This is a genomic window from Glycomyces sp. YM15 (genome assembly GCF_016918015.1).
In the GTDB taxonomy this organism is placed as follows: Bacteria; Actinomycetota; Actinomycetes; order Mycobacteriales; family Micromonosporaceae; genus Glycomyces.
Map to the genome: position 1 here is coordinate 190,826 of NZ_JAERMK010000001.1, position 13,907 is coordinate 204,732.

Sequence of the window (13,907 nt, forward strand, 5' to 3'; positions counted from 1 at the left end):
CCCCCCCCCCGTCCCGATCCGACCCGGTCAGCCTCGGTAGCAGGGCGTGTAGTAGTCCGGCACTTCGACGTCGGCGAAGTCCATATCGGATCCGAGGTAGAAGCTCGGGTACTGCGGCTGGTTGTAGGTGGTCTGCTGGTTCGCCACGCCGACCCGGTACTGCGGGTCGTGCATGAGCGTGAACAGCTTGTGGTCGGTCACCTCGGTGGAGGTGAAGACACGGATCGCGCTGGAGTCGGCGGTGCGCACCAGCAGCTCCTCGCGCCAGTCCCCGAGCACGTCGGCCACCAGGCCGGGGTTGCCCTTCGTCCAGTTGTTGGTGAGGGTCCCGGCGGCGTCGAGGACCACGCCGTCCTGGTAGTCCCGGATCGTCGTGAACTCGTCCGAGGTGGTGGACTGGCCGTGCACGAGCTGGGTCGTCAGGTCGGCGTCCCAGCGGATGCTCATGTTGGTGCCGGGCGTCGGCCCCTCGATCGGCTCGCCGGTCGCGGTGAACAGGCCCTCGGGTTCACCGGCCTCGTTGGGAGGCAAGGAGGCCCACGCCTCGAAGCCGGGAATCGCGGGGTCGATGTCGCCGACCATGCCGCGGCCGGTGTCGCGGCCGGTGTAGCCGCCCCACAGGACCTCGCCGGTCTCGGCGTCGCGCATCGCGTACCCGTACGGTGCCCACGCGCCGCCCTCGAAGACCGAGAAGATCTCCAGGCCCTCACGGTTCGGGTCGAAGTCGCCCACGTGCTCGGCGTCGCCGTGGCCGAGCTTCGCGAGCGTGCCCGGGTTGTTGCCGTTCGGCGGCATCGTCGCGTACGAGGAGTAGAGCAGCGAGCCGTCGTCGTCGAGGGTCGCGGCCCCGTAGACGATCTCCTGCTTGCCGTCGCCGTCCACATCGGCCGTGCTGAGCGAGTGGTCCCCCTGCGTGGTCAGCGTGCCCCACTCGGGGTCGGGTCCTTCGACGCCGTGCGGGCCGTCGTTGAACGGGTTGGACATCGGGGCATGGCCGGAATCGGCCTGCCAACGCTGCTCCAGGTGCTCGCCGTCCCAGTCGATCGCGGTGATGGTCGTGCGCGTGTAGTAGCCGCGGGCGAAGATCGCCGATGGGCGCTTGCCGTCGAGATAGGCGACGCCCGAGAGGAACCGGTCGACGCGGTTGCCCGGTTCGATGCGGGACATGGCGTAGTCGCCCCATTCGAGGCCGTCGTCGCCGCGGGAGACCGGGAAGTCGACGGTGTCCATCTCGAGGCCGGTCTTCCCGTTGAACACGGTCAGGTACTCCGGTCCGGAGAGGACGAACCCGGCGAAGTTCCGCAGCTGGTTCCTGGTGGAGCGTGCGGGCGCGTAGACGTCGATGAAGTGGTCGGCGAGTGTTTCGGCGTCGGCTTGCGAGAGCGGGTAGGCGAAGTCGAACTGGTCGTCGGCGCCGAGGGCGGCCTCGATGGTCGCGGGCCAGTCGCCGTTGACGACCTCGGGGTGCTCGTGCCAGCCCATGAACATCTGCACGAGGTGGTCGTAATAGCCCTCGGCCGAGAGCCGGTAGTCGTCCTGGTGCGTGACGCCCGCCGCCACATCGTCCTCGGGAAGCGTGATGTAGCGTTCCTCGCCGTCCTCCACATACGAGGTCGACTTGGTGCCCGGGGCGGTCTTCAGCATCACCTCGGAGATGCCGTCGCCGTCGAAGTCGTAGACGTCGAACTGCGTGTAGTGGGCGCCGGCCCGGATGTTCACTCCGGGCTCGATGCGCCAGAGCAGCTCGCCTTCCTGGGTGTAGGCGTCGAGGTAGACGGGTCCGGTGTAGCCGACCTGCGAGACGTCCTTCGAGTTCGAGGGGTCCCACTTGACGACGTACTCGTAGTCCCCGTCGCCGTCGAGGTCGCCGGGGCTGATGTCGTTGGCCCGGTAGGTGTAGGCCTCCCCGGCGGGCGTGACGCCGTCGGCGGGCTTCTGCATCGGGATGTCCAGGTAGCCCTCGGACCAGGGGGTCACGGTGTCGGAGACGTCGACGGGCCAGCCGCGCTTGACGGCGACGACCTTGTACTCGGAGTCGGCGTCGCCCTTCTCGTCGAGGAAGTTGGTGGAGTCGGAGACGGTGGCGATCTTGCGGCCGTCGCGGTAGACCTTGAAGGTCGCGCCGGTCAGACCTGAATCGTTATAACCGGTCACCTCGTCGGCGAGCAGCCGCCAGCTGAGGAAGACGCCGTCGCCGGTCACGGCCGCGATGAGGCCGCGATCGAGCCGTTCGAGCTGGATGTCGTCGTGGCGGCCGCCGCCGTGCGACTGCGCGGAGGCGGTGATCCCGGCACCGGCCAGCGCGCCGACCAGCGACACTGCGACGACCTTGCGGAACATGGTGGGAGGACTCATGGAAGGGGCTCCTCGAAAACGCACGAGGCCTGCGAAAACGCGTCTGAGTCTTGGAGGGGACGCGCCCAGACCTCAATTGAAACGATTTAACGCATCGAAGACTATCGACCCCACCTCCCCCCTGTCAAGCGCTTCCCAACCACCCGCCTGTGACCGCAGGTACGCCGGACCCCCCACATGACTCCCCCGCAACGGACTCCGGTACAGTTCTACCTCGTCCCGGTCGATTAGCTCAGCGGGAGAGCACTCGCTTCACACGCGAGGGGTCACTGGTTCGATCCCAGTATCGACCACTTGTGCCCGCCTGTGACTGGCTGCGACCGGCCACAGGCGGGTATCCGGTCCTACCTTCGTGCGCTGTCGGTGAGGGGCTTCACATCGCGGGCGTCGAATCAGGGTTGCAGTTGACGCAACGTCAGCCGCGAAGATCAGAGCATGACCGAGTACATCAGTCCCGTTCCCACGCCAGTCTCAGAGGCGAAGGCCCCCGAGATCTACCGTGAGATCTACGGGATGCCGATGTTCCTCAGGATCCCCGCTGTCGCGAGCTCGACCAGATCGCCGAGCGGTGCCGGAAACTCGCGCCCGACAACGTCGATGGCTCTACCGAGCGGCCGTGGAACTCGATTGAGCTGACGGTAACCACGCCCGAGAACATCCGGGTTGTCATGACCGCCGCCAAGCCGTTCAAACCGGACAGTCACCCAGCGCGAGAGATGCGGGAATCGGGCTTCGACCTGGCGGGGCTGAGGACCGACCTCGCTCCGTCACCCCGTCGGGTCCTTGCGACCAATTGAAGGCCAACCCGCGACTCCACCGCCCGCAACCGAGGCCGATGGAACGCCCACACCACACCGGACCCCTCGTGGGAAGACCGAGCTCTGCGCCGCGAGTACCCGTCATTGTCAGCTATCCGACTGATAATCGAATCAGGTGCACTGCAACAAATCATGATGAATATGCCGGTTTGCGAGCTTGTCGGGACTCTGTACGATCGTCGGAGATTCAGCCCTGATATGTGGAGCCCCGCTTAATGTCAGACCTCACGCGACCTCGCCGAGCCCCCGAACAACGATCGCCGCGTCGCTCCTTGCGGCGACCTCTCCTCGGAGCCGCCGCAGCACTGGCAGCCTTCGGCCTGGTGGCGCTCCTGGTCGCCCGCCCTTGGGAGTCCGAAGGCAGGGAACTCGGCGAATTCGCGGGCTTCACGGACGCGACCTGCGAGGCGTTCGACCTCTCCTACCTCGAGTCGGCTTTCGGTTCGGAACACGACCCGCAGCAGGATGACATCTTCTCGATGAACGGTGAAGACGACGTATTCGCGCTGATGTGCGACTTCCATACCTTTGGTCTCGATCAAGTGACTGTCCATGTCAATGGCGGGCGCGATCCCGACGGAGGAATGGCGCTGCTGCAACTGTTCCGCCAGACCGCCGAAGCGGACCCTGACTACCGCGTCTCCGACCTCGACGGACTCGGCGACGCGGGGTATCGAAGCGCCTATGAACACGAGGGCGCCGAGAAGATCATGTACCACTTCGTGCAGGGTCGGCTTGAAGTCTCGATCAACAGCGATGTCGGTCCCGACCCCGGCGATGTCGAAGCCGTCGACGCCCTGCTTACCGAGATCGCGGAGCAGGCGCTGATCCTCTTCGCCAGTGAGACCTGAACCCGGGCAACGTCACTGAGATTGGAGTATTCGGCGATGGCAGATCAGCCTTCCCTCGACATCGCGCATTTCAGGCTGCAGCATGCATCCCGGTTGGCGGGAGACTGCCCTACGGTCTTCAGCGTGCCCGTCCCCACCAAGGGGGGGAAGCTCCGGTGCGGTCGTCTTGTTCGGCGACCAGGTCGGAGTCCGCTCCGACCAGCTCGCCGGGCGGACATGGGGCCGCAAGGGGCAGACCCCGACCGTGGCCAGGTCCGGGAACCGGTTCGGGCCTAGTCTCGGATCAATAGCTGCTCCTCGTCTTCACCCGCACACCCGAACCGAGCCGACAGCGGAGCTTCAATCACCAGTCAACTGGGGCAGAACACGCTGGAACACAAACCCGAAAGTCGGCCCAGCGGGCCGCCGGTGTGGTGCCGCGCGTGGTCACAGCCGTCGGTACTCGTTGAGGAACGGGCATTCGAAGGGGTCGCGGGCGGCGAGGCCGACCTCGTTGAGATAGGCGATGACGATGCCGTAGGAGCGGATCAGGGTGGTCTCGGTGTAGGGCACGCCGGTCGTGCGGCAGTGCTCCATGACAATCTTGCGCGCCTTGGCGAGCCTGGGTCGGGGCATGCTGGGGAACAGGTGGTGTTCGACCTGATAGTTCAGACCGCCCATGAGGACGGTCGCCCACCAGCCGCCGGAGACGTTGCGGGAGGTCAGGACCTGCTTGCTGAAGAAGTCGAGCTTCGAGTCCCTGCGAACCACGGGCATGCCCTTGTGGTTGGGGGCGAATGAAGCACCCATGTAGAGCCCGAACACCGCCAGCTGCACCCCGGTGAAAGCGAGGGCGAGCCCGAGCGGCAGAATCAGAAACACCACGGTCGGGAAGATCGCGAAGCGCGCCGTCAACGAGGCCAGTTCGATCCAGCGGTCCTTGACCGGTTCCCGCGACAACAAGTGCCGCAAGCTGAGGAAGTGCAGGTTGACGCCTTCCAGCGTCAGCAGCGGAAAGAACAGCCAGCCTTGGCTGCCGGTGATGAACCGCCGCAGTCCGGTCGATGCGGCGGCATCCTCTTCGAGGAACGAGATCGTGTCCACGTCGATGTCGGGATCGCGGCCGACCCGGTTCGGGTTCGCGTGGTGGCGCGAATGCTTGCTGTCCCACCAGGAATAGCTCATCCCAGCGATGGCGCCGAGCACCTGCGCGAGGCGGTCGTTGACGGGGCCGCGGCTGAGGATCTGGCGGTGGGCGGCCTCGTGCGCGAGGAACGCGGTCTGGGTGAGCAGAATGCCGAGCGCTCCGGCGACCAGAAGCTGGAACCAGCTGTCGCCGAGCAGGATCATGGCGGTCGCGCAGGCGGCGTATCCAATGGCGATGGCGGCGGCGACCAGGCCGTAGAACCAGGGGGCACGTCGCAGGAGTCCGGCGTCGCGGACGGCTTGGGCGACTTCGGTGTAGGCCCGAATCGAGGGAGGGGTCGCTGCTCCGGGAGGACGGGGCGGCGGAGTGGTGAGGGAGGGAGCCGGTGTTGGTGCGGGGGCGAGCGTAGCGATTGCGGTCCTTCTGTTCTGGTGCGGTCCCAGCAGCGTGCTGGGAAGGGGTCGAGCAGGCGCGACGCCCACCGAGAGGGTCGGGTGGAAGCGGCGGACAATTCGCCGCTTCGACCGTCACGGTTCGATCAGAGCGAACGAATGTTCGCGGCCTGCATGCCCTTCTGGCCCCGTTCGACGTCGAATTCGACGTGCTGGTCCTCTTCGAGGTTCCGGTGCCCGCCACCGCTGATCGCCGAGAAGTGCGCGAACACGTCTCCAGAGCCGTCGTCGGGGGCGATGAACCCGAAGCCCTTGTCAGCGTTGAACCATTTCACGACGCCAGTAGCCATGTCGTGTCTCCTTCATTGTGATGGACCGCGAGGCGGCCTCTGAGAGCGTCGGCGGTGCCGACGCCAGGTCATGGTGCTCAGGTATGGGAACCGGCGAGGTGTTCGCCGGACGCGATCAGCTAGAACTCCAGGACGACGGACGCGTCCTCGAGCGATTCATGGTCGCCGAGGGCCTGCGCGCACGGTCCGTGCAGCGTGTAGCGGTCGTCGGCCACCGACACGAAACCGGCGAACTCTCCGTCCAGTGTGGCGACGTAGAGGTCGTCCGCAGCTCGCTTCCAGAGGATCTGACCTTGCGGAGCGGCGTGTGATGAGGCTGAAGAGATGATTACCTGATTCGTTGAGAGTGCTGAAACGTCGCCCCGTCAAGGAGTTAGCGACATTGAGAATGCTCGAAATATGCCGAGCGCGTGGAAATCGTCTGCGGATATCTGTCGCGTGTGACGATCAAGTTCAGTGGCGGTTGAAGAGTGCCCAAATCGACCGCTGAAATTCAGAATACACCACTGCGAACCCGGGACCAATCCGGCACCGGGTTCAGGCAGAGTGAGACCCGTGGCGTCTCACTGATGCGAGTGCGGCGTCGCGACGAGGAGACCGGACACCGATCTGGAGGCGTGCCTACCGGTTCGCCACCCGGTGCAGTACCGCCCGACCGCGTTCCGGCAGCTCTGCGGCCACCGCCGCCAACGTCTCCCTGGCCTCTTCCAATTGGTGGAGCACTCGATTCCGGACCTTTGTGGACTTGCGGCGGTCGTAGGCGACCTTGATGCCGATGGCAGCGGCGGCCGCAACGGCGGCGACTGCGGCGACGACCCCCGGGTGGGACTTGAGCGCCTGGAACAGATCCTGTCCATGTTCGACGAAGACGGTGACAGTCCGGTCGGCCGGTCGCTCGTCGTCACCCGATTCCCCACTTGGCGACGGCGCCGAATCGGACGCGGCGGCGGGGTTCTCGTTCAGGAAATCCTCATGTGAAGCCATTGTTGGACCTTCCTTGTGGGAGAACGCTTGTAATCCGACCCTATCCCCCAAGCCCCGTCGTCACAACACTTCACGAGCCGCCAGCAACCACCGAACTGGCATCGGCAGCCGTTCAACTCACGAGCGATCCACGCCGAGCGACGGCAATCCATTGACCGCACATCCAGGTGATCGACTCCACCAGCAGAAAGAAGGCCCGGCGGATATCCGCCGGGCCTTCTTTGTCGCCGAATCCGGGGCCATGCCGCTGCTACTCGACCTCTCGGAGCGCCTCCGCCCGGTCCCCGCGGACCGGCCGTGCCGATGCCAGGCAAACCCGACCGCCGCGGACATGTCGCCACGGATACGGGACCTAGGTCGTGTTTGATGCGGAGCATCGGCGCGGTGGCGCGTCGGGCGAGCCGAACGACTGCGGTCCTCATTGGTCACCGCTGTTTCGGTCGCGCCGTCGTCGCCCGTCTCGGGATGGGTGAGCGCGCTCGAATGGAGCAAGGTCCACTGGCCCATGACCGATCTGACGAGCAAACACCTCACAGCGCAGACAGCCCCATCCTGGCGGCCACTCATCGAAACCTGCAAGAGGACCTCATCAGGGACTCACTCCTCGATTCGCGGGTCGGCGTTCACCGCCTCCAACCGTATCCGCGCGCAAGCCTGAGGACGGCTTGAAAGGAATCTTCCTCACCGACCCATCCTCAGGCCATCCTGCAACGAACTATCGGGACTATCGCTACGGTTCACCGGAAGGAACTTGCATGAGCGATGACCAGAACGAGTCCAAATGACTACAGAGCGTATGATCTCGCGGTCGGAGGAGACTCGTCAGCGCAGCTGAGGAAACACTTCGATGGACTCGCCGTCCGAACCGGAGGGGGCCTTGATGCGTGATGACGTCGTCCTGCTCAACGACACTGGACAGCCGATTGGTGCTGTACCGAAATCAACCGTGCACAGCAGATCGACGCCCCTGCACTTGGCGTTCTCCTGTCATGTAGCGGATGCCGCCGGTTCGGTGCTGGTGACTCGCAGGTCTTTGGCGAAGGCGACCTGGCCGGGAGTCTGGACCAACTCGTTCTGCGGCCACCCGCGCCCTGGGGAGCCGGTCGAGCGGGCACTGATCCGCCATGCCGCTCACGAGCTCGGCATGCACATCGCTGCGATCACCCCGGTGATTCCCGACTTCCGCTATGCCGCGGTCGACGCGAACGGCATCATGGAGAACGAGGTCTGCCCGATCTACACCGCGATCGCCGGTGGCCCTGTCCGCCCCGATCCGGCCGAGGTCATGGACTACGCATGGGTCGACCCCTCCGACTTGGAGGCAGCGCTCAAATGCGCGCCGTGGGCCTTCATCCCATGGTTCACTTTGCAGGCCGAGCAACTGGACTTCTCGACCTTGACTGGGAGGCCACAGTAGATGCCGCTCCTGGACGGCCAGGCTCCCCACCTCGACCGAGCCGTGGACGCACTGGTAGAAAGCGCGTTGCAGCGCCTCATCGACCGCAGCCGGGGCCGGGCCCGGCCCATCGTGGCAGCGGCCGTGCAGACCGCGACTGGTGGGAAGCGGTTCCGGCCGCGCTTGGTACTCGAGTCGTACCTCGCTTTCTCCGGAGGGCCGCTGCCGTCGCGGGCAGTGGCCGACATCGCCGCGGGTTTCGAACTGCTGCACACCGCTTTCGTGATCCACGACGATGTCATCGATCAGGATGTCGTACGGCGCGGCAAACCGAACGTCTCGGGCATCTTCCGCGAGCGGGCTGAGTCCGCCGGAGCGGCGCCCCATGAGGCGACGCTCCTGGGCGACGCCGCATCGATCCTCGCAGGCGACATCCTGCTGTACGAAGCGACCCGTCTCATCGCCACCGCACCAGTGCCCGCCGCGAGACGGGACGGACTCCTCGACCTTTTGGACCAGGCGATTCTGACCTCTGCGGCCGGGGAGCTCGCCGATGTCGAATACGCGGTACTCCCCGGCCCGCCCGCCCCGGACGCGGTCATGGCCGCGGCCCGGGACAAGACCGCCGTGTACTCCTTCAGCGCACCGCTTCAGGCCGGCGCGCTGCTCGCGGGATGCAACGGATCGGCACAACAGGCGCTCGCCGCCGCGGGCGAGTCGCTCGGGCTCGCCTTCCAGCTGGTGGACGACCTCATCGGCGCCTTCGGCACCGTTCGGCAAGCGGGACGTCCTCCCGGCAGCGATCTTCGCGAACGCAAAGAGACCGTGCTGATCGCGCTGGCCCGGCTCGGCGACGACTGGTCTGCAGTGGAGAAAGCGCTGGTGTCTGCGGGGGACGGCGAGAGCGGCTTGATCGCCGCGCAGGACGCCCTCGAAGCCAGTGGCGTGCGCACTCAGGTCGAGCGGTTGATCGATCTGACGTTGGCGACAGCGAAGAAGCAGTGGTCGCGCGCCGCGCTCCCCGAGGCCGCAAAGACGACGCTCACCGGCCTCGCCCGTGCCATCCAGGGCCGGGTGCCGTGAACCGACCCGAAGGACTCGCCCTGTACAACCGCACCGCCCGCCAGGCCGCGGCAGCGGTCATCGACGGGTACTCGACCTCGTTCGGATTCGCGTGCCGCCTGCTGGGGCCGCGGGTGCGCCAGCACGTTCGCGTGATCTACGCGCTGGTGCGCGTGGCCGACGAGATCGTGGACGGCCCGGCCGCCGAGTCCGGGCTGGACCGCGACCGGACCCGGTGCGTCCTCGACGGTCTTGAGTCGCAGACCCTCCTGGCCATCGAGGAGGGGTTCAGCGCCAACCTCATCGCGCACGCCTTCGCGCTCACCGCTCGCGAATGCGCCATCGACGCCGAGCTGGTGCGCCCGTTCTTCGCGTCCATGCGTGCCGACCTGGACGTCGAGGAGCACGACGACCGGTCCCGTGACGAGTACGTCTACGGATCCGCCGAAGTCGTCGGCTTGATGTGCCTGCAGGTCTTCGTCAACGCCGGCAGACCGCGACCGGTGCCGCCCGACCCTGTGCTGCGCGAGGGCGCCCAGCGGCTCGGGGCGGCGTTCCAGGAGATCAACTTCCTGCGGGACGCCGACCACGACCGCGACCGGCTCGGCCGGGACTACCTCGGTTTCGCCAAAGCGCCGTGCGCCAGAGACAGCGCCCTGCGCCGCATCGACCAGGACCTGCGCACCGCATGCGAATCGATCACGATGCTGCCCCGGGACTGCCGCGTCGCGGTCGCGATCGCCCACGACCTGTTCCAGGCCCTGGCATTGCGCCTGCGCGCCGAAACCAGCGGCCGCGTCCGCGTGAACAACTTCCGAAAAGCCGCCATCGCGATCCGCGCGGCACTCACCCAGGCACCGAAAAGGACGCACGGCAATGGCTGAGGCATCTGGACACGCCATCGTCATCGGCGCCGGCATGGCCGGGCTGGCGAGCGCGGGACTGCTCGCCAAGGAGGGCTACCGGGTCACCGTTGTGGAGGCCCTCCCGAGCACCGGCGGGCGCGCCGGTGCCTGGGAGCAGGACGGCTTCCACTTCGACACCGGCCCGAGCTGGTACCTGATGCCCGAGGTCTTCGAGCACTACTTCCGTCTCATGGGCACGAGCACCGCGCGAGAGCTGGACCTGGTGCCGCTGGCACCGGCCTACCGGGTCTACAACGAAGGCCTGGCCGAGCCGCTGGACGTCGTCTCCGGCCGCGAGAGCGCGGCGGCGCTGTTCGAGGGCATCGAACAAGGGGCCGGAGCCCGGCTCGAAACCTATCTCGACTCCGCGCGCGACGCCTACGAACTCTCGGTGACCCGGTTCCTATACGACACTTACGAGTCCACGGCCGGCCTGCGCGACCGTGCCCTACTGCGGCGCCTGCCACGCCTGCTGCCGCTGCTGACGCGCCCGCTCGCCACCCACATCGAGCGGCGGTTCACCGATGAGCGGCTGCGGCGGATCCTGGGGTACCCGGCGGTCTTCCTGGGCAGCTCCCCCTACCGGGCCCCCAGCCTGTACCACCTGATGAGCCATCTCGACCTCGCCGACGGCGTCAGGTACCCGATGGGCGGATTCCGATCGGTGATCGCCGCTGTCGAACGACTCGCCACCGCTGCCGGAGCCAAGATCGAAACCGACGCCCCCGTGGTCCGCATCCTCACCGCGGACGGCGCCGCGCGGGGCGTCCGGCTCGCCGACGGCCGCGAGCTGCCCGGCGATCTGGTCATCTCCACCGCCGACCTGCACCACACCGAGACCGCGCTGCTGGAGGGGCGCGACAGGACGTATCCGCACTCGTGGTGGCGGCGCCGCAGGCCCGGCCCCGGCGCGCTGCTGATCATGCTCGGCGTCCGCGGGACCCTCCCGCAGCTCGGCCACCACACCCTCCTGTTCACCGGCGACTGGCGCGAGAACTTCTCGGCAATCTTCGGCGACCGGCCCCGCATCCCCGACCCGGCCTCGGTGTACGTGTGCCGGCCCAGCGCGACCGACCCGTCGACCGCGCCGGAAGGCCACGAGAACCTGTTCGTCCTCGTCCCCGTCCCCGCGGACCCGGCCCTGGGTCGCGGCGGCACCGACGGCGGCGGCGACCGAGCCGTCGAAGCGGCGGCCGACCGCGCCATCGCGCAACTGTCCCAGTGGTGCGGGATCGCCGACCTGGCGGAACGGATAGTCGTACGGCGAACGCTCGCCCCGGGGGACTTCGCGGCGGACCTCAACGCCTGGAAGGGCAACGCGCTCGGATTGGAGCACACACTGCTGCAGAGCGCGATGTTCCGACCCCGGAACGCGTCCCGAAAGGTCACCGGGCTGATGTACGCTGGCGCCTCGGTCCTGCCCGGCATCGGCCTGCCGATGTGCCTCATCTCGGCCGAACTCGTCGTCAAGCGGCTCCGCGGCGACCGCACCCCCGGTCCGCTCGCCACCCCACTCGGGCAAGGCCGCTGACGTGCACCGCAACCAGACATCGCGCCGGCGTCGCCGAACCCGCCGCCGCAATCCCTCGGATCAGCCGGACCCTCCATCGGGCGTGTACAGCGCCCGCAGCCGGGCATCACCAGGACCTTCGATCCGAGAATCCATTGACCTGAGGTGGCCGACATGAAGCCAAGCGATCTCGTCCGCGCCCTCGCCGTCCTACTCGCCGCGGCCCTTCAGGCCGCCGCAGGCGCGTTCGGCGGCAGCGGCGCACTCGTCGCCGAACCAGTCGGCGACGTCGCGCGCTCCTACCCGAATCCGCTCCTGCCCGCCGGTACGGCCTTCCTGATCTGGAACCTCATCTACCTCGCGGCGCTGGCGTTGGCGGTCTGGCAACTCCTCCCTTCGCAACGCAGCGCAACCTTCCATCGCAGGACCGGCTGGTGGATCGCGATAGCGGGAATCCTGAACACCGTGTGGGTGCTGCTGTTCTCCGCCGACCAGATCGTCGCCTCCCAGATCGTCATCACCGCCTTGCTCATCGCCCTCGCCGCGGCGTGGAGGAACGCGGCGCTGAGCGCGCCAAGCACCCAGGCGACCCGCTGGCTCCTGTGGATGCCGCTCACGCTGTACACCGGCTGGGTTGCGGTCGCGACCACAGTAGGGGCGCTGACCACGATCGCGGCGGTCGCGGGCGACGGAGTGGGAACGGCGATCGCCGTCACCGCCTTGATCCTCACCGCGATCGCCCTCGCCTGGGTCGTGGCAAGAGCCGTCGCTGTCGCGGCATGCGCCGCAGCAGCCGTCTGGGCCTTGGCCTGGATCGCGGTGAGTGCGGACGCCTCCGAGGCGCTCGTCTCCGCCGCCGCGGCGATCCTCGTCGCGTCCGTGCTGATCGTCCGACTGATCAGGACCGATGACCGGTACCGTGCCGCGTTCGGGTAGACGAGAACATGCCGTGAAATCCACCATGGACGATCAAGCCGACGTCGTCGTCATCGGATCGGGGCCCGCCGGGTGGGCCGTCGCCGACCACTGCGCGCGAAACGCCCTGGACACTATCCTGGTCGCCCCTGCCCCGACACGGGCATGGACGCCGACGTACGGTTTGTGGACCGGTCAGGTCCGTCCGCTGCCTCCTGGCGCGGCATTCATCAGGGCGACAAGACTGCTTGCAGCGGACCGCACACTCGATCGAGGGTACGCGGTCCTCGACAACGAAGCGGTGATGGCCGCCTACACCGCGACTGCCGTGCGAACCGTCGCGGACGCGGTCGTCGGCATCGAACAGGGGCGGCCGCCGGGGGTCGCGTTGCGATCGGGCAGGCGGCTGCGATGCCGGCTGATCCTCGACGCCTCCGGCCAACCAGGGCGGCTGGGCAAGGGGCCGCGTGGAGTTCGCGTCGAGCAGACGGCCTACGGGATGGTGTTCCCGGAGGCGTCCGCAGCAGCGCTGGCTGTTCCGGGCGAAGCGGTGTTCATGCGCTGGGACCGCGCCGGGACCGAATGGCCGACGTTCCTCTACGCCGTGCCGCTCCCCGGTGGACGGACCCTGCTTGAGGAGACCTCCCTCGCCCGCAGGCCGGGCCTGGCCCTGCCCGAATTGAAGCGCCGCCTCATGCGGCGGCTGGAGAAGGCCGGAATCGACCCCGGCGACCGGATCGGCACCGAGCAAGTGCGCTTCGCGATGGACGCGCCCCCTGCGCCGGTCCGGGACAGTGTGGTGCCCTTCGGCGTGGCAGGGGGGATGATGCACGCGGCCACCGGGTTCAGCGTGGGTGAGGCGCTGACGGCGGCCCCGCTGCTCGCGGCGGCAATCGCGCAGAGCCTGCCGCGAGGGCCGGACGCGGTGCGTCGCGCCGCTCGCGCGCAGCTGTGGCCCGCCAGTGCCCGCACGGTGCACCGCTTGCGGACGTGGGGGCAGCGGACCCTGCTCCGGCTCCCGCCTGCCCTGGTGCCCGAGTTCTTCGACGCGTTCTTCGCGATCCCCGAGGACTTTCAGGACGCCTTCCTTTGCGGGCGCGACGACCCCCGCGGAACCTGGACGGCCATGGCGGCGGTTTTCGGCGCCGCCTCGACCCGGGTCCGCGCGGCGATGGTCAGCGCCAGCCTGACCCCCGCCGCGGCCCGAGCCCTCGAACGCGGAGCAGGCGAGTGAGCGCGGCGG

11 protein-coding genes and 1 tRNA gene are annotated in these 13,907 nt (G+C 67.7%); 8 read left to right on the forward strand and 4 right to left on the reverse strand.

What is annotated here, in order from left to right; all coding sequences use genetic code 11:
• Window positions 1-27: 27 nt before the first annotated feature.
• Window positions 28-2,355, reverse strand: coding sequence for a rhamnogalacturonan lyase (locus JHY01_RS00870; protein WP_205323700.1), 2,328 nt, complete (start codon window positions 2,353-2,355; stop codon window positions 28-30).
• 221 nt (window positions 2,356-2,576) lie between these two features.
• Between JHY01_RS00870 and JHY01_RS00875 the strand changes: the two genes are divergently transcribed.
• Both JHY01_RS00875 and JHY01_RS00880 read left to right on the forward strand, forming a co-directional pair.
• Window positions 2,577-2,648: transfer RNA gene (locus JHY01_RS00875), tRNA-Val, on the forward strand.
• Between the two features lie 848 nt (window positions 2,649-3,496).
• Window positions 3,497-4,024, forward strand: coding sequence for a hypothetical protein (locus tag JHY01_RS00880; RefSeq protein ID WP_205323701.1), 528 nt, complete (start codon window positions 3,497-3,499; stop codon window positions 4,022-4,024).
• A gap of 426 nt (window positions 4,025-4,450) precedes the next feature.
• On the opposite strand, the gene JHY01_RS00885 is transcribed toward JHY01_RS00880, so the two are convergent.
• From JHY01_RS00885 to JHY01_RS00895, 3 genes are all read right to left on the reverse strand, one after another.
• The gene (locus JHY01_RS00885; RefSeq protein ID WP_374199470.1) at window positions 4,451-5,563 is read right to left on the reverse strand and encodes a fatty acid desaturase; all 1,113 of its coding nucleotides are present in this window, start codon (window positions 5,561-5,563) and stop codon (window positions 4,451-4,453) included.
• Window positions 5,564-5,688: 125 nt separating this feature from the next.
• Window positions 5,689-5,892 (reverse strand): cold-shock protein, encoded by a 204-nt coding sequence (locus JHY01_RS00890; protein ID WP_205323703.1) that lies wholly within the window; start codon window positions 5,890-5,892, stop codon window positions 5,689-5,691.
• Between the two features lie 621 nt (window positions 5,893-6,513).
• Window positions 6,514-6,876 (reverse strand): hypothetical protein, encoded by a 363-nt coding sequence (locus JHY01_RS00895; protein ID WP_205323704.1) that lies wholly within the window; start codon window positions 6,874-6,876, stop codon window positions 6,514-6,516.
• A gap of 880 nt (window positions 6,877-7,756) precedes the next feature.
• Between JHY01_RS00895 and idi the strand changes: the two genes are divergently transcribed.
• From idi to JHY01_RS00925, 6 genes are all read left to right on the forward strand, one after another.
• Entirely contained in the window at window positions 7,757-8,293 is a 537-nt protein-coding gene (gene idi / locus JHY01_RS00900) for an isopentenyl-diphosphate Delta-isomerase (protein ID WP_240192217.1), read from the forward strand.
• On the forward strand, window positions 8,294-9,355 hold the full coding sequence (locus JHY01_RS00905) for a polyprenyl synthetase family protein (RefSeq protein WP_205323705.1): 1,062 nt from the start codon (window positions 8,294-8,296) through the stop codon (window positions 9,353-9,355). It begins immediately after the preceding gene.
• Window positions 9,352-10,218, forward strand: a complete 867-nt coding sequence (locus tag JHY01_RS00910) for a squalene/phytoene synthase family protein (protein ID WP_205323706.1) — start codon at window positions 9,352-9,354, stop codon at window positions 10,216-10,218. The genes JHY01_RS00905 and JHY01_RS00910 overlap by 4 nt, the downstream gene beginning before the upstream one ends.
• Window positions 10,211-11,770 carry a phytoene desaturase family protein gene (gene crtI, locus JHY01_RS00915; protein WP_205323707.1) on the forward strand — a complete coding sequence of 520 codons (1,560 nt, stop codon included), beginning with the start codon at window positions 10,211-10,213 and terminating at the stop codon, window positions 11,768-11,770. Before JHY01_RS00910 ends, crtI begins: the two co-directional genes overlap by 8 nt.
• Before the next feature lie 153 nt (window positions 11,771-11,923).
• Window positions 11,924-12,685, forward strand: coding sequence for a hypothetical protein (locus tag JHY01_RS00920; RefSeq protein ID WP_205323708.1), 762 nt, complete (start codon window positions 11,924-11,926; stop codon window positions 12,683-12,685).
• A 25-nt stretch (window positions 12,686-12,710) separates the two neighbouring features.
• A complete protein-coding gene (locus JHY01_RS00925) occupies window positions 12,711-13,898 on the forward strand; it encodes a lycopene cyclase family protein (RefSeq protein WP_205323709.1) in 1,188 nt (395 codons plus the stop codon).
• Window positions 13,899-13,907 lie beyond the last annotated feature (9 nt).

What these genes read in the sequence shown, in the direction of transcription:
- crtI (WP_205323707.1), top strand. Translation starts at nt 10,211, where the DNA reads ATGGCTGAGGCATCTGGACACGCCATCGTCATCGGCGCCGGCATGGCC.
- JHY01_RS00890 (WP_205323703.1), bottom strand. Translation starts at nt 5,892, where the DNA reads ATGGCTACTGGCGTCGTGAAATGGTTCAACGCTGACAAGGGCTTCGGG.
- JHY01_RS00905 (WP_205323705.1), top strand. Translation starts at nt 8,294, where the DNA reads ATGCCGCTCCTGGACGGCCAGGCTCCCCACCTCGACCGAGCCGTGGAC.
- JHY01_RS00895 (WP_205323704.1), bottom strand. Translation starts at nt 6,876, where the DNA reads ATGGCTTCACATGAGGATTTCCTGAACGAGAACCCCGCCGCCGCGTCC.
- idi (WP_240192217.1), top strand. Translation starts at nt 7,757, where the DNA reads ATGCGTGATGACGTCGTCCTGCTCAACGACACTGGACAGCCGATTGGT.
- JHY01_RS00925 (WP_205323709.1), top strand. Translation starts at nt 12,711, where the DNA reads ATGGACGATCAAGCCGACGTCGTCGTCATCGGATCGGGGCCCGCCGGG.
- JHY01_RS00920 (WP_205323708.1), top strand. Translation starts at nt 11,924, where the DNA reads ATGAAGCCAAGCGATCTCGTCCGCGCCCTCGCCGTCCTACTCGCCGCG.
- JHY01_RS00870 (WP_205323700.1), bottom strand. Translation starts at nt 2,355, where the DNA reads ATGAGTCCTCCCACCATGTTCCGCAAGGTCGTCGCAGTGTCGCTGGTC.